Raw genomic sequence first — 18,600 nt, 5'->3', positions numbered from 1 at the left:
TCGCTCATGCCAGTCAAGCGTAGCTACCTCATCCTGCTCTGGAGCTTCCTGTGCCTACTCCCCACCCTGCTCCCCGCACAGATCGTGAGTAGCACCACCATCTCGGGTATCCTATACGACCGGCAGACTGGAGAGGCAGTTCCCTACGCCTCTATCTCTACTCAGACACGCCAGAGCATCACTGGCACAGCCAGCGATGACAAGGGCGCATTCACCATCAAGCTACGATACGAAGAGATCGCGCAAGACACCATCGTGCTACAGATCAGCTGTATAGGCTATGAGGGGCGAACATTGCGTTTGGACAAATACCAAGACTACGAATTAGGACGCATCCCGCTCTCACGAAAAGCGACAGACATAGAGACGGTTGTCGTCAAGCCCAAGAAAGAGCGCTACCGACGCAAGGGCAATCCCGCCGTAACCATCATGCGACAGGTGATGCAGCACAAGGAGCGCAACCACCTATCCACCCTACCCGACTACTCCTACCAACTCTACCAGAAGACCCTCCTCGCTCAGGGCGACATCACACGAGGCAAAGGCTACTGGGGCATCCCCAAGTGGCGCATGAAGAGCTTCGTTGATAGCTCTGCCCTCGCTAGGACACCCATCCTCCCCTTCTCCCTGCGTGAGCGACATCTCGTCTACGCACAGCAAGGTGGACACCCGGAGAACCCGCTACTCCTCGGCACACGACACAGTGGGGTCGAGCAGATCGTTGACGAGGGACTGCTATCGAGCAATATAGACGCCCTCCTCGCTCCCGTAGACATCTACGACAACGATCTGCCACTACTCTCTAGAGAGATCATCGGCCCCCTGCACTCGCAGCTCGGCATAACCTTCTACAAGTACTATCTACGAGACACCATCCCAGACGCTTCGGGCAATCCCTGCTATCAGATACAGTTCGTACCGATAGAGATGCGTGACGCAGGCTTTTCGGGGACGCTACTGATAGACACCGTGGACTACAGCATCCACCGAGTAGAGATGCGCCTCCCCACCACCGCCAATGTCAACTGGATAGACCGCCTAGAGATCACCATCGACTACACCCCGCAGAGCATCACACGACCAGACGGACGGCTCGACACCCTATGGCTCCCCGAGCGGCAGCGCCTCGATGCACTCTTTCGCGTCTCCAAGCGACTAGACATCTCCGCCTTGGCTCGCGTCACCTCCCTCTACAGCCACTACGAGACAGGTGCTACAGCACTACGACCTGAGACGCTCGATCCTCGTCTCCTCCTCCCTGCCGATACGCTCCAGCAACTCATGACACGCGTCATCGACGACTACGGTCTGGTCGTTCGTCCCGAGCCGATCGACTCCACTGAGCTGCGCGCCACACAGCTCGTCGACTATATCCTCCACGACCCTGGGTACAAGTTCTTTTCGCTATGCGCCAGGATGGCTTCCGTAGGCTTTATCCCGATACCTGCCGAGCCACTACACCGTGAGCGTGTCTATGTAGACCTGGGTCCCCTAGAGACCCTCATCAGTGCCAACCTAATCGAGGGCGTACGGCTGCGCCTCGGTGGTATGACCACGGCCAGACTGCACAACCAGCTCTTTGCCGAGGGCTATGTCACCTATGGCTTTAAGGACAAAAAGTGGAAATACTATGCCCGCCTCACCTACGCTACTAAGCCCAAAGAGCTACACCCCCATACCTACCCCCGAAACAACTTTGCGCTCTCCATACGCAACGACCTCTTCTTCCCTGGGGAGGAGAGCTACGGACTGTACAAAGATGGCATCGCCTCTATCTTTGGCACCTACACCATCACACGGCGCTACTACGGACTGGACATCAACGCTTCGCACGAGATCGACTGGTTGCCTAGCTTATACTCCAATATATGGGTCGACTACCAGCGCCAGCGTCCCACAGGCACGCTCCACTACTACTCGATAGATGCCGAGGGCAAGCAATACGAAGTCCACGAGCTACGACAGACTGAGATCGGAGCCTCGCTAAGCTGGACGCCTGGACGCACTCCCTACTCAGGGCGTAAGCCCGGCAGCATCGTCTCGGCAGACATCTACAAGCCCTCCTTTACACTCTCTGGATCGATCTATCCACGAGGTCTATGGGGCAACGATCAGACCCACGGCGCGCTGCATCTCGCCTACAGCCAGAGACTATACCTCAGCATATTTGGTGCGCTCGACATAACTCTACAGAGCGGTATCGCTCTAGGCAATACACCACAGTCACAACTCTTCACACCATACGGCAATCGCGCTTGGCTACTCGTCCCTGATGCCTTCCAGACCATACAGCCACTCGAGTTCATCGCCGACAAATACCTCGACTTCAAGCTCCTCTATCGTATGGAGGGCTTGCTCTTCAACCGCATCCCGCTCGTCAAGCGACTTGGACTGCGAGAGCTCGTCGGCATCCACGGCTACTGGGGCGACACATCGCCACGACACATCACCCCGCGCCCAGGGCAAATCCTCCTACCCACCTACGCCGAGCCTATGCGCAACGACCTACACCTAGAGCTCTCGGCTGGTCTGAGCAACATCTTTAAGGTGCTCTCCGTCCAATACTTCTACCGCATCACAGGCCAAGGCATCCCCCCGCTCCAGCGTCACTCCGTTCGCCTAGGCATCTCCGTCTCCTTCTGACATCGTACAGGGAAGTCGCCTTTTATCTCGTGAGATTCTCTTTTTCTTCCGTATATTTGTAGGGAGTTATGCGATCTCTGTGAGAGGCGTACAGCACTCATTACACAATCTTTTCTGTATTATTTACTTAGCATCAGTTTATGCTTCTATCCACTGAGACCTTTTTAATTATTGGTTCCATCGTCATCTTTGTCGGTATCCTACTAGGTAAGGTAGGAGCCCGCTTTGGAGTACCAGCCCTGCTCCTCTTCTTGCTGACGGGTATGCTCTTTGGCGTAGATGGTATCGGTATACATTTTAGCAATATGCGGGGCGTGCAGTCCATCGGTATTGTGGCACTCTCGATCATTCTTTTTTCCGGTGGTATGGGTACCAAGCTCTCGCAGATACGTCCCGTCATAGGCGAGGGTATCGCTCTGAGTACCATAGGCGTGCTGCTCACGACGCTCTTCACAGGACTACTCATCTTCTGCGTGACACACTACCTCTTTGCCTCGCTCACCTTCTCGCTACCTATCGCTATCCTACTAGCGGCCACGATGTCCAGTACCGACTCTGCTTCGGTCTTTGCGATCTTACGCTCGCAGCGTGTGCATCTTAAGGAAAACCTCAAGCCACTCCTAGAGCTAGAGAGCGGTAGCAACGACCCGATGGCCTATATGATTACCGTCGCACTCATTGGCTTCGTCATGGGGGGCGACACCTCCCTCTGGAGCGTGGCGGGGAGTCTCGTACTGCAGTTTCTCTTTGGCACCATCGGAGGCTTTTTCTTTGGCTGGCTATGCGTCAAGATGCTCAACAATCTGAACATTCAGAACGAAGTACTCTACCCCATAGCACTCCTTTGCCTCGTCATGATCACCTACGTGAGCACCTGGTATATAGGGGGCAATGGTTATCTAGCAGTCTATATAGCGGGCATCTATCTAGGTAATAGTAAGATCACAGCACGAAGGTCTGTGTACGGCTTCTTCGATGGTATCACCTGGCTGGTGCAGATCGTACTCTTCATCATGCTAGGACTACTGGTTAACCCGAGCGACATGCTCCCCGTATTGGTTCCGACGCTCATCATGGCTGTGCTGATGATGTTTGTAGCTCGTCCGCTCGCATGCTTCGTGACGCTACTCCCCTTTCGCCAGCGATCCTTCAAGGCTCGCCTCTTCACCTCTTGGGTCGGTCTGCGTGGAGCGGCGCCCATCCTCTTTGCTACCTATCCTGTACTAGCTGAGGTACCCCAGTCTAATCACATCTTCACTATCGTTTTTGTCATTACACTGGTATCACTCATCTGTCAGGGCATGACGATCACGCCCGTGGCTCGTGCGCTGCACCTCGCTGAGCCTGCTCCCCCTGAGGGCTACTTCATGGGTGTTGAGATCCCTGAGGAGACCAATACAAGCATGGAGGAGCGTATTGTCGTAGAGGAGATGCTCTCCGAGGGGCATCTGCTTAAGGATTTAGCACTCAATCCCGACGAACTGGTTATCCTCGTACGTCGTAATGATCGCTACATAGTGCCTAAGGGTGGACTACACCTGCACCCTAACGACATCCTCCTGATCGTCTCCGAGCGGAATGAGCCAGATCGTCAGTATCTAGAGATCCCTACTGCAGATCTCTTCACTCGCTTGAGGAAGACCCTCGGACAGGTCACTATCCACAAGGGTAAAAAGCGATCTGATAGTTAAGCGGTCACACCCACTCTCTAACCTCTAACTTCTAGCCTCTAATCTCTATTTACATATCTTTACGGAGAAATTCGTCCGATTCCCTCCTTTCTCGAATATCCACGTGGGAAATCTCAAATCTCCACGTGGATATTTTTTATTTTCCACGTGGGCGTGATTCATTTCTTCCGAAGTTTCATTTGATTCTTCCGAAGTTTCATTTCATTCCTCCGAAGAATTTTTTATTCTCCACGTGGAGATTTCGAAATATCCACGTGGAAATCAGTTTTCACCGACACAGCTCTGTATCGATATGTAGTCTGCCCTAAATTATTGTAACGACCTGGCGTCGAATTTGCTCAGCCCGTGCTGACGCATCATAATCGATCTTTCGGGAGCTACACATTGGCGACAAGCGAGGAGTAAATGAATGCATCATATATATATCATGTGTCAGCCTGGATTTGTCACCTGTCCGTGCAATGGTCTCCACATATTTTGCTACCTTTGCCCCGAGAGCGGGACTGCCTGAGAAGCTACTTCAGCACACCCTCTTGCTAGCCCTACCATAGCTCTCTATCTCTACTTAAAAAAAGACTCTCTTAGGCTCTGTATGTCACTGATATACATACAGTCCCCACCTTGAGATCACGTTAATATCTAATCGTATAGTACCTCATGTCTTCAACCAATCGCATCCTTAGACCTATTCAGAGGTTTACAATCCGTAAGGTAGACTCTTCGGTCGTACTCTTTCTTGCGACCATCGTAGCACTCATTGTAGCTAATAGTCCTCTCAGAGATCTATACCATAGCTTACTTGCTATGCCGATCAACCTCAACATACTAGGGCTAGACATATTTCAGTATCATGGAGAGCCGATGAGCTTCTTGGTTTTTGCCAATGATGTCTTGATGGTCTTCTTTTTCTTTGTTGTCGGACTAGACATCAAGCAGCAACTTCTCGTGGGTGAGCTCTCCTCTGTCAAGAAGGCGATGATGCCTGTGGTAGGAGCTATAGGCGGTATGATCATGCCTATCCTCCTCTTCTGGCTGATCGCTCCTGCGGGTGACGCAAGCCGAGGCGCAGCTATCCCAATGGCTACAGATATAGCCTTTGTCCTGGCGGTGCTGATGGTTCTGAAGGATCATGTCCCTGTCTCACTACGTGTCTTTATGACTACGCTAGCAGTGGCTGACGATATAGGCGGTATCATCGTGATAGCGCTCTTTTACTCCTCTGGTATCAACCTGCTGATGCTCGGACTCGGGCTGGCGGTCGTTGTTGTCTTGGCTCTCTTAGGGCGCGCAGGGATACGTAACATTGGGCTCTACATGATCGGACTCTTTGTCGTGTGGTTCTTCTTCCTACAGAGCGGCATCCACACCACCATCGCAGGTGTCATGGTGGCTCTAGCGATGCCTATGACCACTTCTGTATCTCGTCACCAACTGGGCAGCCTCGCGGGTGCTATCTCTAAGATGCTCCCTACAGAAGAGAGCGCTAAGAAGGGACAGACGACCCACCTAGATGGATCTGACATTGCGATGATCAATAGTTTGCGCCAAGCAGCCTCAGCTGCAATTCCTCCGGTACAGCGTCTGGAGCATGCGCTCACAGGTTGGGTCAACTACTTGATCCTACCTGTCTTTGCGTTTGTCAATGCAGGCATCGACTTCTCGACCTTTAGTATGGGCGATATCTCGACGCTCCCCTTTGCAGTCATGCTAGGACTATTCATCGGTAAGCCTGTCGGCATCTTCCTCTTTACCTATGTCTATATACTGCTGACGCGACATCAGTGGAGCGATGGGGTCTACCCGGCCATGCTCTTTGCGGTATCTATCTTGGGTGGTATCGGCTTTACGGTCTCTATGTTTATCGCCAGTCTATCATACGATGTACATCTGCACCTCGACTGGCTCAGCGAGGCCAAGCTGGGTATCCTAGCAGGTAGCCTTACCTCAGGCATCGTGGGCTACATCACGGTGCTGGCTGTAGGCAAGCGGCATCAGAAGAAACTGGCTCAAAAAGCAAACTAAGTAGCCCATACACACACTAGATATCCACGTGGAGAAATCGCATCTCCACGTGGATATTTTGGATTATAGCTCCTGGATCATAACCCGCTTGATACATGGGTTGAGACTGCTGCATAAAGGCGAATCGCTGTGTTGCTTTCGGGATTCGGCTTCGGTCACATACGGAGGTATGCTCCCTTCAGACCTCACCCTCAGCGCCTTGCGCTTCATCCTTTCTGCAAAGTCAGGACAATCTTGCGAGCAAGATTGTGAGACTGTTGACTTTTGCAACAGTCTCGGGTTAGATGGATACAGGCTCATCCATAACCCAAGTTTCATAGGGAAAAGGAGTTTCTGGGCGTTTTACCCCGAAACTTGATGAGGCGAGAGTCATAACGCGCTGTCTGTCCCAGTGGGGTTTTGGTGGGCGGGTGGAATGTACGCACAAGAGTTAAATGAAAATGTGCGACCCGCCTACCAAGTTTTTTCCTACATTTGTAAGCAGGGTGTACTTGACACCGACATGCGCGGATGCAGAAACGGATAAAGTCTACATATACAGAATCAAGAAAAAAGACCATTTCAGAGCTCCTGCTCCTTAAGTAGGAAAGCACTATGAACTCAATCACACACTCTAACGTTCTGAGGCATTGTGGTATCATGGACAATCTCTACAGCTATGATGCCGTGAGCAATGGACTTCCTGTTGTCAGCAAGGTGACATTTCCAGTAAAGGGCATATCTACCGTCCTGAATGGTAGTACCTATGCCTCCAGATAGACCATTTCAAAAACAGCCGATAGTAAAACTCAAAGAGCAACCCAAAACAACAACCAATAATGAAAAGAAGTAGAAGCGTTGTTTGTCTAATAAATATTGGCTTATTAGCCATCTTTCTATATGCTTGGTTCTCATATAATCATAGAAAGGCTATTGTAAATCGCGAGAAGGAGATAACTAATTTCTCAGTACTGGAAATTAATTGTAGTGGTGGTTATCGGGGTGGCTCAAACCTTCTGATAGAATTCAATGCAAAGCAATATTATGTGGGAGTTACTACGAGTCAATGTAAATCTTTCACACCCCAAAAGTCCGTGGATGGTTGTAATGTGTTGGTTTTGTGATTGTCACGTCTTTGATGCGATTGAGTGAGCAACAACGGAGCATCAAAAGTGTACAAAATGGGGTGCTGGCGGGGTCGCTCGCTCTGTCCACAAAGGTAGTGAATTTGTGGATATGGATAGTGCCTCGGGCTGGGATACAACAAGCCCCCACGGGCTGGTCGGCTGGTGGGGGCTGTCGTGGTGGTGTTGCTCGTGGCTATTGCTCGCCTTTGGCTTTTAGCGCCTCCCACCGGGCGGTTGTGGTGGGTATGGCGGTGTAGAGCTCTTGGAAGAGGCGGTAGACCTCGTCATAGTTGCGGTCGTTGTAGGCGGTCGTTATGGCAATTTCTGCCTCCTCCATACGCTTGTTGGGGATGTAGGCTACGATGCGCTGCTCTGTCTCTCCGTCTCGTAGCAATGCGAGTATGCGGAGGTCACGGACTTTGAAGAAGTAGGGGTTCAGCTCTAGTCGCCCCTCCTTGTTGTTTGAGTCGTTCATAATCTGTCCACTCCACATTACGATGCGCTCGTTCTCGCAGTCTTTTTGCCCATCTCCAATAGCTAGCGGACAATCTGGCTTGCCCGTCTCTGGGTCTGTGAAGAGGAAGCAATCTGCCTGCTCCACGACCTCTCGTGGTGTGGGTACGGAGTCTTCTGTTGCGGTTGTGTCTTGTGCGTCTCTCATAGGTTCGTTTCTGACGTTAATGTAAAGTCTAGCTGATGGGGCTAGCCCCTTCTGTGTCGGCTCCTGCTTTGGGGTGCAGGCTGTTAGTAGGATTGCTCCGAGTAGGAGTAGCGGTGCGAAGTGTTTCATAGTTGTATCTGTTTATGTTGTTGTGATGCAAATATAGAGTTTTCTCCGTGAAGATGCTACATTGTCTTGTACGCTACGTAGGAGATACCTCTGGCTGTCGGATTGTCGTTGTTGGTAAGGATGCGGACTACAAAGTACTCCGAAGTGATGTTGTACACTCGTGGCGTGAGCGACCAATTGATGTCGTTGCTCGCAAAGCCAGAGACCTGCACGATTGGTATGTAGTTGGTGTGACCGATGCTGTGGTAGACCTTAAAGGCTGCCATACCATAATCGTACTCTGCTTGCGCTCTGGTCGAGCCTCTCTTATTGACGTACTTCCCAAACGCTTTAATCTGCGTTCCGTTAGTGTTGAAGCTCGCTCCGCACAACGGCACGCCTGGCGCGTCCAGCTCCTCAGCCGTCAGCTTGTCGACCTTGGCTCCGCCCTTGATGCGGACAAGGTAGGGGTTGGATTGCCACGTACTCATCTGGTTAGGAGCTGAGTACCATACGCTCTTGCGATAGTCCACGTCAAAGTATCGGTCGGGCGAGGCAAAGAGTCGTAGTCCGCTCTTGGTCAGTGCGCTCTGCTGTGCGCCTGTGTCGTAGCGTCTGCGGACTCGTAGCCAATTGACCGTGGCGTTGCCGTTGCGGGGGGAGACTATCTCTAGGCGTACGGTGTGACTGCCCGCCTTGACCACTCGCTCGTAAGAGAGGTTGCTCGCCTCGTAAGGGGTATAGTCAATTCTGAAGCTACCGCCACCATCCGTTGCGTGTTGGCCGGTGTCTATGTACCTAGCGTCACCTCTCCACTCAGCAAGCGTATCGCCGTCTAGCGTGAGACGGAGCTTTGACGACCCATAGACCGCTACGTTGATTTTCTCCAGCGAAATCGTCAGGCGGGTGCCGTCATTAGCCACGCTTATGGTGCGCTGGTACTCTGCGTTGCTCGCTGTGAGGCTCACGGAGCTAACGGAGACGGGAGTGTCCACGACACGTGCCTCGTTGACGAAGCTGTCGATAAATGTAGCCTCCTCAGCACCGATAGAAAGGTACGGAGCATCGTCACGTCCCGTCTTGAAGTCAATCTGATTGCCCGTGAAGTATAGGTTGCCGAAGTGTCCAGTGCCTTGGTGCGTTATCTCGACCTGCTCCCGCTCGTTAGCCGTGCCGAAGCCCGTGATGCCTGCTTTGAGGACTGCGCCTAGTGTGTCACTAGCTAGGTAGGCGGATATGTCTTTGCCGTTGCCACTGAGTGCTATGAGGCGTTGGAGTGCTAAGCCCTCGAGGGTGTTATTGTTACCGCTCCTCAGCACTTGTAGCGAGTGCGTCAGATAGCCTAGGTCGCTCTTTTGCTCGGTCGTGAGGGCGACATCCTGCAGGGCTGAGATGGCGGTGTTGGCGGTGGAGAGGTTGTTCGTGACGGTGGTGAGGCTCTCCCTTACGGGCTTGACCTGCGTGTCTACCTCACCTTTGAGTAACTTGCGGAATTGTGGCTCCTTCAGCACCTCCTCGGGTTCGGGCGAATGTCCTGCCTCGCCCTTGAGTGATTGCTGACTAACTAGCTGTCCGTCTGCTACTAGGCGGTACTGGCTGTCGAGAGAGAGATTTGGCGTGTCTCCCTTTTCTCCCTTGATGTCGTACACCTCCCATACGGTGTTGCCCTTATGCTCACGGACGATGTAGTAAGTGTCCTTGTCTCCTCCTCTGTTAGATAGGTCTCCGACTAGATACACATAGTCGCCCTCTTGGGCTGTCCGCCAGCTAGATTCGGTCTCTAGTAGGTAGTTGCCGTTGAAGTCACGGTGTATGCGCTTAGCCCTGCCTAGATAGCGTCCTGCGTCTTCGCCGTCTCGTCCTCGTGACTGATACTGCGTGGTCTTGTACGCCCCCTCCTTGACGCTCCATATCTGCCAATAGCCGTTCTCGTCTATGGTCAGCGGGTGGTCGCTCAGCTCCGCAAAGCTCTGTGCCGTAGCTGTCTTGTGGCTCTCTAGCGTGCTGGCGAGCGAGACCAAGCTCGTGTTTACCGTGCTGACGCTCTCCGCCACGTCCTCGGGGGCGGGTGTCCAGTCGGTTGCGACTGTCCCGAACTCTACCTTGGCTCTGACATTCTCGTTTGTTACTCCTAACCTTATGTAGGCGGTGTCAGTTGGTAGCGTCCAAGCATTCGTGTGACCAATCGTTCCATTCCAGCCGTCAACCGACCACCAAAGGAACTTCTTGTCCTTGTCGTATGCGTGTATCTGTACAGTTCCGTTTTTGGAACCTCCGTTGTCGTAGAGCTTGTAGGTCACCTCTCGCTCGCCTAGCGTAGGGATGTAGACGGGGTCAAAGCGGAATGTGTCATATCCGACTAATACTTTGTAGTTCTCGCTCCCTACGGGGTAGGCGTTCTCGTCTCTATCTCCATACAGATAGCCCGCTTTCCAGCGACTAGTGACAATCAGATTCCTTCCCCCCACCTTGATTTGCTTGTCCATCTCGCCAGCCTGCTTGACCGCCTCGGCGACTGCCTGCTGTTGGCTCGTGACGAGCTGGCTGGTGAAGGCGTAGTTGCCTGCGGGCTGGTAGTTGCCAGCGGGTTGCTTGCCTGCGAGTGCCTTGGCGAGGTCGCCCGCCTGCCACTGTTGGAAAGCCTCGCTACTGAGCGTGCCCCGCAAACCCTCCTCGGCTGTGGTGAGTCGCTGGCTGTAGTCGGAGAGGGTTAGCCCTTGGCTGTTGACTCTGCCGAGGATGAGCTTGCTGTCGAGGATCATGCCGTCGGTGTCACGGATGAGTCGGTCGAGGAGGCTGAGTCGCTCCACCTCGTTGGACAGCTCGATCTCGGGGGTGTGCGGGCGGTCGAGGTAGGTGCGCTTGGCTATGATGCGTATATATGGATCACCGACGGCTATCTGCTGGTCGGTGAGGTGTACGTACTTGCCCACGTCTAGCTTGGTGCCGATGGTGGTCTTGTGGTTGTGGAGGTAGACGGGGTCTATCTCCGCCTTGTAGCTGTACCGCTGTTGCTGGAGCTTGAGTAGGTGTCGCAGTGCCTCCTCTGTGAGCTTGCGCTGTGCCTCCGTGATGTACTTGTCGGGGAGCTTGATGCCCGTGACGATGTATTGGTCACCGACCTTGGGGCATAGCGTGTCGTTGGGTAGCGTCGTGTCGTCCTCCTCCTTGGGGACAATAGCGAGCCTGCCCGAGGAGGCGAAATGCTTAGCGTCAAAGTCCCGCCCCGCAAGGTTGCCCGATTGAAAGACTACCTGCATCTGCTCGCCATCGATGCGAAGCTTGCTGTAGTCGAAGTCGCTGTTGACCTCGAAGTGGTCTTTGACCTTGGTGACGCTTTGGATCGTTGAGACGTGCGAGGGGTAGATCTCCTCGTTGGTGTAGGTTGCCTCCGTGTATAGGGGTTGCTCCCCGTTGTCGTGAGTAAACTCTGAGATGTACTGCCCCGTCTTGTCTGTGTGGAAGATGCGCCCGCTGGCACTATCTCCGTGGTGTATGATGCCGTTGTCGTCTACCTTGAGCGTCTCTAGATGTTGCATCGTGAGCCTGCCCTTGGTCATGTTGCGCTTGGCACCTGTGACGTATAGTCTCATGGGTGTGGGTGTGTCGTCGTGCTTGAGGCGCTCTAGTCCGCTGAGTATGCCGTTGTCCTTGCCGTAGGCTAGCTCGATAGCGTTGTTTTTATCGCTCCAGATGCCGAGGTCGATGGCTGTGCCGTCTATGTGGAGGTCAGTCTCGTAGGTCTGTCGTATGAGCTGGAGAGCGTCCCACGCTGAGATGCCGTCGTACTTGATGTGCTTGACCTTGTCGGGGACTCGTATCTTGCCACGTGTCCACGCTGGTATCTTGCGGAGCTTCTTTCCGTTGAGCGAGTCCACGACTAGCTGTATATGCTCCGTGGCGGTGGCGGTGTAGTCGAAGCTGGATCGCTTGTCCACGGGGTTGTCTAGGATCACGTGGCGGGCGAGTCCGATGACGGTCTCCAGCTCCGTCTCGATGGTGTATAGCTTGCTATGCTCCTTGCGGACTGTCGGCTCCTTGGTGACGTAGTATGTTACGCCCTTGTATGTGGTGCGTGCGCCCAGCTGGAGGGTGGGTGCTGTGTCGCTGGTGAGCGTGGCTGAGAGCCGTGTCGGCTCGTTGATACGCTCGATTATTGAGGACTGCGCCTCGTCTAGCTCTAGCGTGGCTACAAGCTTGTCGGCTCCGTATTGATAAAACTTGAGGGTCATACGAGTGTCAGTGTAAGGTCGTAGAAGATGTGTGGATTGATCCCGAGCCAGTAGCCACTGACTCGTGAGCGTGAGAAGGTGCAGGCGAATGTGCCGTAAGGAGTCGTGAGCTGGTTGCGGGTCTCTCTATATAGTAGTGCGTCTAGCATGTCCCGAGCGTTCAGTAGCTGGTCGAGCGTGTTGCCCTGCAGTAAGGTAGGCAGGACAACCTCCCGACTCGCCTCGGGGCTGGTCGCCTTGAAGGCTGTCTTATCTCGCAAAGCTGATCGCCAGCCGTCTATCGGTATTACTCCGATGGTGGCTAGCGAGACACGCTTGGTCGTTATGTTGTACAACCTGCTGGCGGGTGTGAACTTGAGGTTTGTTGAGTCGGGTAGGGCGGGTGCGTCGTCCTGCTGGATCGTGCCTCGTAGGGTGTAGGCACTCCCACCCTTGTAGCGGTCGTCCTCTGCAACCTCTCTGATCTGCACCTTGTAGGTGCGTCCGTACTGCGCCCGCATGCTGTCGATGCGCTGGAGGTCGCTGTGCGGTGTCCCCTTGGGTAGCCAGAGGTCTATCTTAAGCGGTCGTGTGGGCTGTGGCTCGAGCGTGGTCTGCACGGTGTCTAGTCGTGGCTCCTCAGCCCAGTCGGTGGCGATAGGCTTGCGGGGCTGTGTGAGCTGGAGGAGGTCACTGAAGCCCCCCAGCATCACGGGTGCGGTGTAGAGCGTGGTCTCTCCCGCTCTGAGGTCTAGTGTGATCATATCGATATGGCGTTGTCGGTGCAGGCTATGTAGGCGGTACTCTGTGCGTCACGCTCCACGCTGACGACTGCCCAATTGGTCGCTAGTACGTCCGCCTTGGCTCCGTGTATGAGTGTGACGTTGTATAGCTTCGGCTGGTTAGCGGTGATGCGTAGGTGCGTGGCTCCTATGGCGATGTGGCGGGTCGTCTCGCCGTTTAGTTCGATGTAGCCAGCGTCTAGGTAGATGTGGTGCTGTGCGAGCAAGTCCTTGTACTCCTCGCCTATCAGTCGCCACAAGGACAAGGTCGGCAGTCCTTTGAGGATAAATTCCTCGCCCTGCGGGGTGCGTAGGAGCTGGCAAAGCTCTGTCGGGGACATATTGGGGCGCAGGAGGTCGCAGGCTCCCGCTAACTTGCATTGGTGGATTGCTTTCTGTAGTGTTGTCATAGCGTTATCTCTTCATCTTGATGCCGTAGGTCTCGAAGTCTCGTACCTTGGTGGCGATGGTGGCGGTGGAGGTCTCGATGCGCTGGCGTGTGGCGTTGCCCTCCTTGACCATGCGCCCAACCTCGACCAGCTGGTCAAAGGTGCTTTGCGCTAGTGAGGTGAGCCGTGCTGTGCCTTGCGCTATCATAGCGGTGTGCGTCTGTATAGCGGTGGCTCGTCCGTTAAGTTCATCGATGCTGTCTTGGCTGGCGGTGGCTATGCCCTTGCGCTGTCCCGAGAGCATGTCGCTCATATCCGCTCCTATCGTCTGCATGATCTTATCGTAGGCGTCTTGGAGCTTACCTGCATCAGCGCCGATCTTCTGAAAGTCGTCAAAGAGCGTCCCGATGCTGGCTATCAGTGCGTCCATGTCTAGCACGCCATCCTTGGTCGCTGCCTGCTTGAGCTTGTTGATCGCCTCGGCGATCGGCTTCTCGAGGAACTGCTGGATGAGGAGCTTCTTAACCATGTTGTTGATGATGTCATTGACCGCTCCCTCGAAAGCTCGTGCAGCGTCCTCGCCCTTGCTGAAGGCATCGAAGAGTGCGTTGCCGAGCTTGTCGGCTAGCTGGATAGCGTTACCCCCGAGGAGGTCGTTGAGCATGTTGTCGATGTAGCCCGCCATCTTCTCTGCCTCCTCCTTCTGCTGCCGCTCCAGCTCTTCTATCTCCTTGCTGTGGTCGCCTTTCTTCGCTTTCTTCTCGTCAATTTTCTGCTGGATATTGACGATCTTCTGACCCATCATGTCGAGCTGATTGCGTGCCTCGGAGTAGCGGTCGGAGCCGAGGAGCTTGCCCGCCATATAGTCCGCCCGCATGTAAGCGTCAGCGAGGTTGCGCCCCGCCTCCTCTGTGCCGAGGGTTATGTCGTTGAGCGTCTGCCACGCCTTGACGTAGTCGCCCGTAGCGGCTGCAGCTGCTAGCGCCTTGAGGCGTACCTCTGCGAGCCACTCGTTGATGCGCTCTAGGGGTCTGCCTGCGCTCTCCTCGAGCTTGTCCCAGCCCCAGTGATCTAGTCGCCACTGAATGTCGGCTATGCGGTTGTCTAGCTCCTTGATGTTCTTCTCGTGTCGCTTGTCGTTGCTGAATAGCTTTGCAACCTTGGTGGCTAGCTGGATAGCGGTGGAGATGATGGTAAGGATGACGGTACCTTTCTCAGCTATAGCGATAGCCTTTTGGGTGGCGGTGGCGGAGGCGGAGATGCCCTGCTGGGACATCTCTGCAAACTTGCCGATGCTCCCTATGATTCCGATGACGGGTGTGGCTAAGCCTGCCACGCCTTTGATCGTATTGGCGAGGCTGTCACTGAGCGGTCGGACGCTCTCAGCGAGGCTGTCCAGCTCGTCCTTGGTGGCTCGTAGCGTCTCGGTGGCACGGCTCCAATCGGCAAAGCTCTGTCCCGTCTTCTGTGCCTCTCGGTTTACCTCTCCGAGCTTCTTACGGAGTTGCTCGACTTGCGTACGGATCACCGCCACGCTCTTGTCGTCCTTGCCCTCTATCTGCGCCTTAGCGAGTAGTAGTTGCACCCGCTCCAGCTCCTGCTCGAGCTGTGCGATGGACATGCTGGCGATGTCGGTCATCCACTGCTGGTAAGTCTCCTCACGCTCTGCCCACGCCTCGTCGATCTTGGCTAGTGCCTCGTCGCTCTGTCGCTTGAGCTCGTCAAGGTTGTCCTGCGTCACGCCCTCACGGAGCGAGCCGTCAGCGTTGTGGAGCTCTTGCTCCTTGTCGGCATACTCCTTGGCGACTCTCATACGCTCTTGTGCGTAGCTCTCGAACTGCTGGAGTCGCTTGCGGAGTGCCTCGGTCTCTGCCTTGACGCCCTGCTCGGTGGCGATGCGGTCGTACTCGGCTAGTTGCTCTAGCTGTTGCTTGCTGAGGTCGTCTCGTGTGGTTACGCCTGTGAAGCTGTAGCCCTCCTTGGCTTTGGCGGGGTTCTGTAGCTTCCACTCCTCCTCCCGCTTGCGCTGGAGGGTCTCTATCCAGTCCTCCTCCCGTCGCTTGTTCTCCTCCTTAAGCTGTGCCGTGTGGAGTCGTGCTAGCTCTAGCTCTCGCTGGATCGTGTCCTCCTGAGCGTTGATGCGAGCCTGCTTGATGGCAAACTCGTTGTCGATAGCTTGGCGAAGCTCCCTCTTCGCAAAGTCTGCCTTGAGGTCGGCTAACTGCTGGAGGCGTCTACGCTCCTCAGCCTGCTCTGCCTTGCGGTCACGCTTGGGAGCTGTGGAGGTGCGTGGCGAGGTGTTGCCCCCGAGTGCTTTGTACGCTTGCTCGGCTTTGTCCGCCTCCTCCTTGGCTTTGTTGTAGTCCGCCACGTTCTTGTTCGTGGCGTCCTTGAGTGCCTGCTTTGTCCGTTGCCACTCTTGGTAGGCATCAGCTAGTGCCTCCTTGTATGTCTTGCCCGTGTCGGTAGCCTGCACCTGCTGTATCTTGCCGTTGAGCTTGACCATCTCATCGTTGAGTGCGACGGTTTGGTGAAATGCGTTGAAGAGCGCACCGCTAAATCCTCCCGCCTCCTTTTTGGCTAGTCGGACGGCATCGGCTATCTTGCCCTGCTCGATGAGCTGGCGTACCTGCAGAGATATGAGGTTGGAGGTGGCGTCCATCTGCCACTCGAGATTGTTCTTCTGCTCATTGAGGTAGGCGAGCTTCTCCTCCTGCGACATTGCCTCGTACTCGGCTTGACGTTGTTGCTCCTCGTAGACGGCTAGATCCTGCTGTGCTGTGCGGAGGGTCTGCTCTGCTATGACTAGCTTCTTGCGGGCTTTCTCGACCTCTAGGTCTGCCCCCTTGCGCCACGGTGCGTTGTCGTAAGCCTCGACCACGGCTCGGAGCTTGTCGACCTCTGCCTGCGCTGCCTTTGCCTCTTTCTTGAGTTGCTGGAGGTGGATTATGTCCGTGTTGGTATTGAGGAGCTTGTCCAGCTCTTTGGTGTCCATCTGACTAATCTCCTCAACGCTCTTGCCCTTGAGCTGTGGCATCAGCTTGGCGAGCTTCTCGTACGCCTCGTATCGCTGTCGCTGTGTGGCGGTATCGTCACGGACTATCTCGAGGTACTCCCCGACCGCCTGCTTGTAGTCTTCGATCTCTTTCTTGCCCTGCTCGATCGCCTCGTTGTGCTTGCGCTGCGCTTTCTCCGCTTCTGTCTCGGCTGTGGCGAGCTTGTAGATGCCGTAGGTGACGCCCACGATAGCCATAGCGAGGAGGACGTACGGATTAGCTAGAGATGTCACCGCCTTGTTGAGGGCTAGTTGCTTAGCCTTGAGGATGTCTAGTAGTGCTGCCTGCTTGGTCATCCCCTCCATCTTAGCGAGTGCGAGCTGGACTTGTAGTCGCTCCAGTGCTACGACCGTCATCATGACTGCCTTGTAGGTGCCGTAGGTGGCGATGATGCCTGCGAGGACTTTGCCGAGCGTCTCGTAGTTCTCCACGAGCCACTGCACGGACTTGACCGACCCCTTGATGATGCCCTCACTCTGCTCTCCGATGCCGTTGAACATGTCGGTGAAAGCTCCCGACAGCTGAGCTAGTGCGCCCTTGACCGTGTCGCCCTGCCCCGATAGCATGCCGTAGAATTGCCCGCCCTCGCTGGTCGCATCGATGAATGCCTGCTTGACCATCTCGGCACTGATGGCTCCCGCTGACATCTCCTCTTTGAGTTCTCCGATGCTCTTGCCCGTCTTGTCCGCCATCACTGCTAATGGCGAGAAGCCTGCGTTGATCATCTGCAGAAGGTCTTGTCCCATAAGCTTGCCGACCGACTGCATCTGTGAAAAGGCTAGGGTGAGTGACTGGAACTTCTGCGCATCACCCATCGAAATATCGCCTATCGCCTTGAGCATCGGCATGATCTCGTCGGGGGCGAGGTTGAAGCCGAGCATCGTCTGCGCTCCCTTGGCTAGGTCGCCCAGCTGGAGGGGTGTGGCGGCTGCGAACTCTTTCATTTGGCGCATCAGCTCGGCCGATGCTTGCTGGCTCCCGAGGAGCGTACGAAATGATACCTCGAGGGCTTGGATCTCGCTTCGGACGCTCACGATCTGCTTGATGAAAGCTATCGCCTGCTGTGCGGAGAAGGCTATCCCGACCGCCTTGCCCACGCTGAGGAGTGCGTCCCGCATGCGGTTGCTCTCCTGCTGTGCGCTCTTGGATATTTGCTGGAACTTGCCCGTGGCTCGCTGTACGTCCTTGTCTAGTTGCGAGGTGTCTAGGGTTACTCGTGCGGCTATCTCACCGCCCTTGCCTTGGATCATATCTGTAGTAGGTGTCTAATGCGGTCTGCGTTTGCGGGGTCGTCTGCTCTGAGGTGGAGCGTCCCCGAGGTCTCTCCGTCCGTCTTGGGGCTATCGTAGTCGGGTATGACGCTGGAGAGGAGTATGAGGTTGGCGTAGCTGATCTCGTGGACGACTGCGTGCCACGAGAGGCGGTAGGTCTTCATCAGCCCTGCGATGAGGCTCCACGGGCTGTCGCTCCGATCTCTGTCTCCACTTTCGTCGCCCTCGTGATCCTTGCCCCGCTGAGGAAAGTGGTAATTGCGAAAAAATCACCTAGTTGTAACGTCTGTAGGATCTCCGAAAATGCTTGTGTCGCCTCGCTCGGTGTGGCTGTGCGATAGATGCGGTCGGCTAAGGTGGTGCGGGTGATGCGCTGCCGTAGCTTGCGCCATAGACGCTGGAGCCGTGTGGGTCGCTCGGTCTCCTCAATGGCTGTGGCGATGATGCGTGCTAGCTGGTAGCCGTGGCGTGCCTCACGGAGTACGCCCTCGGCAAGCTGTGCGGGGTCGATGGTGCCAATCTCTAGCTGTGCTATCTCGCTGGATATGCGGGCGAGGTTGGCGAAGGTGGGTGGTGCTATCTGATAAGTGGCACCCCCGATGACGATGGTCGTGGGGGTGTCGTTGAGTAGATTGCTGGTCTGTGTCTCGATCATGGTGG

11 protein-coding genes are annotated in these 18,600 nt (G+C 55.0%); 4 read left to right on the top strand and 7 right to left on the bottom strand.

The genetic code is table 11. The features are described 5' to 3' along the window. Nucleotides 1-6 precede the first annotated feature (6 nt). From Q2J34_RS08220 to Q2J34_RS08205, 4 genes are all read left to right on the top strand, one after another. Nucleotides 7-2,643 carry a DUF5686 family protein gene (locus tag Q2J34_RS08220; protein ID WP_298887449.1) on the top strand — a complete coding sequence of 879 codons (2,637 nt, stop codon included), beginning with the start codon at nt 7-9 and terminating at the stop codon, nt 2,641-2,643. Nucleotides 2,644-2,783: 140 nt separating this feature from the next. Then, nucleotides 2,784-4,334, top strand: coding sequence for a potassium/proton antiporter (locus Q2J34_RS08215; protein WP_298887453.1), 1,551 nt, complete (start codon nt 2,784-2,786; stop codon nt 4,332-4,334). A gap of 657 nt (nt 4,335-4,991) precedes the next feature. After that, nucleotides 4,992-6,356, top strand: a complete 1,365-nt coding sequence (gene nhaA / locus Q2J34_RS08210) for a Na+/H+ antiporter NhaA (RefSeq protein ID WP_300969942.1) — start codon at nt 4,992-4,994, stop codon at nt 6,354-6,356. A 594-nt stretch (nt 6,357-6,950) separates the two neighbouring features. Next, nucleotides 6,951-7,115 carry a hypothetical protein gene (locus Q2J34_RS08205; RefSeq protein ID WP_300969940.1) on the top strand — a complete coding sequence of 55 codons (165 nt, stop codon included), beginning with the start codon at nt 6,951-6,953 and terminating at the stop codon, nt 7,113-7,115. Nucleotides 7,116-7,655: 540 nt separating this feature from the next. Here Q2J34_RS08205 and Q2J34_RS08200 read toward each other — a convergent pair. The 7 genes from Q2J34_RS08200 to Q2J34_RS08170 are packed head-to-tail and all read right to left on the bottom strand — an operon-like array spanning nt 7,656 to nt 18,595. Further along, nucleotides 7,656-8,252: a hypothetical protein gene (locus Q2J34_RS08200; RefSeq protein WP_300969939.1), complete on the bottom strand. Its 597-nt coding sequence runs from the start codon at nt 8,250-8,252 to the stop codon at nt 7,656-7,658. 56 nt (nt 8,253-8,308) lie between these two features. After that, complete coding sequence (locus tag Q2J34_RS08195; protein ID WP_300969938.1) at nt 8,309-12,463, bottom strand: hypothetical protein; 4,155 nt, start codon at nt 12,461-12,463, stop codon at nt 8,309-8,311. Further along, complete coding sequence (locus tag Q2J34_RS08190; RefSeq protein WP_300969936.1) at nt 12,460-13,206, bottom strand: hypothetical protein; 747 nt, start codon at nt 13,204-13,206, stop codon at nt 12,460-12,462. The genes Q2J34_RS08195 and Q2J34_RS08190 overlap by 4 nt, the downstream gene beginning before the upstream one ends. Continuing rightward, nucleotides 13,203-13,634 carry a hypothetical protein gene (locus Q2J34_RS08185; RefSeq protein WP_300969935.1) on the bottom strand — a complete coding sequence of 144 codons (432 nt, stop codon included), beginning with the start codon at nt 13,632-13,634 and terminating at the stop codon, nt 13,203-13,205. The genes Q2J34_RS08190 and Q2J34_RS08185 overlap by 4 nt, the downstream gene beginning before the upstream one ends. 4 nt (nt 13,635-13,638) lie before the next feature. Continuing rightward, nucleotides 13,639-17,919, bottom strand: a complete 4,281-nt coding sequence (locus Q2J34_RS08180) for a tape measure protein (RefSeq protein ID WP_300969934.1) — start codon at nt 17,917-17,919, stop codon at nt 13,639-13,641. Further along, nucleotides 17,916-18,104 (bottom strand): hypothetical protein, encoded by a 189-nt coding sequence (locus Q2J34_RS08175; protein WP_300969932.1) that lies wholly within the window; start codon nt 18,102-18,104, stop codon nt 17,916-17,918. The genes Q2J34_RS08180 and Q2J34_RS08175 overlap by 4 nt, the downstream gene beginning before the upstream one ends. After that, complete coding sequence (locus Q2J34_RS08170; protein ID WP_300969930.1) at nt 18,104-18,595, bottom strand: hypothetical protein; 492 nt, start codon at nt 18,593-18,595, stop codon at nt 18,104-18,106. The genes Q2J34_RS08175 and Q2J34_RS08170 overlap by 1 nt, the downstream gene beginning before the upstream one ends. Nucleotides 18,596-18,600 lie beyond the last annotated feature (5 nt).

Origin of the sequence: Porphyromonas vaginalis, assembly GCF_958301595.1 — a bacterium.
Classification (GTDB): Bacteria; Bacteroidota; Bacteroidia; order Bacteroidales; family Porphyromonadaceae; genus Porphyromonas; species Porphyromonas vaginalis.
The sequence above is the reverse complement of the archived record's forward strand: the minus strand, read 5'-3'. Positions and strand labels throughout refer to the sequence as shown.

Bases quoted from the DNA above. Each gene is read 5' to 3' on its own strand.
- Q2J34_RS08220 (WP_298887449.1), top strand. From the start codon at position 7: ATGCCAGTCAAGCGTAGCTACCTCATCCTGCTCTGGAGCTTCCTGTGC.
- Q2J34_RS08215 (WP_298887453.1), top strand. From the start codon at position 2,784: ATGCTTCTATCCACTGAGACCTTTTTAATTATTGGTTCCATCGTCATC.
- nhaA (WP_300969942.1), top strand. From the start codon at position 4,992: ATGTCTTCAACCAATCGCATCCTTAGACCTATTCAGAGGTTTACAATC.
- Q2J34_RS08205 (WP_300969940.1), top strand. From the start codon at position 6,951: ATGAACTCAATCACACACTCTAACGTTCTGAGGCATTGTGGTATCATG.
- Q2J34_RS08200 (WP_300969939.1), bottom strand. From the start codon at position 8,252: ATGAAACACTTCGCACCGCTACTCCTACTCGGAGCAATCCTACTAACA.
- Q2J34_RS08195 (WP_300969938.1), bottom strand. From the start codon at position 12,463: ATGACCCTCAAGTTTTATCAATACGGAGCCGACAAGCTTGTAGCCACG.
- Q2J34_RS08190 (WP_300969936.1), bottom strand. From the start codon at position 13,206: ATGATCACACTAGACCTCAGAGCGGGAGAGACCACGCTCTACACCGCA.
- Q2J34_RS08185 (WP_300969935.1), bottom strand. From the start codon at position 13,634: ATGACAACACTACAGAAAGCAATCCACCAATGCAAGTTAGCGGGAGCC.
- Q2J34_RS08180 (WP_300969934.1), bottom strand. From the start codon at position 17,919: ATGATCCAAGGCAAGGGCGGTGAGATAGCCGCACGAGTAACCCTAGAC.
- Q2J34_RS08175 (WP_300969932.1), bottom strand. From the start codon at position 18,104: ATGAAGACCTACCGCCTCTCGTGGCACGCAGTCGTCCACGAGATCAGC.
- Q2J34_RS08170 (WP_300969930.1), bottom strand. From the start codon at position 18,595: ATGATCGAGACACAGACCAGCAATCTACTCAACGACACCCCCACGACC.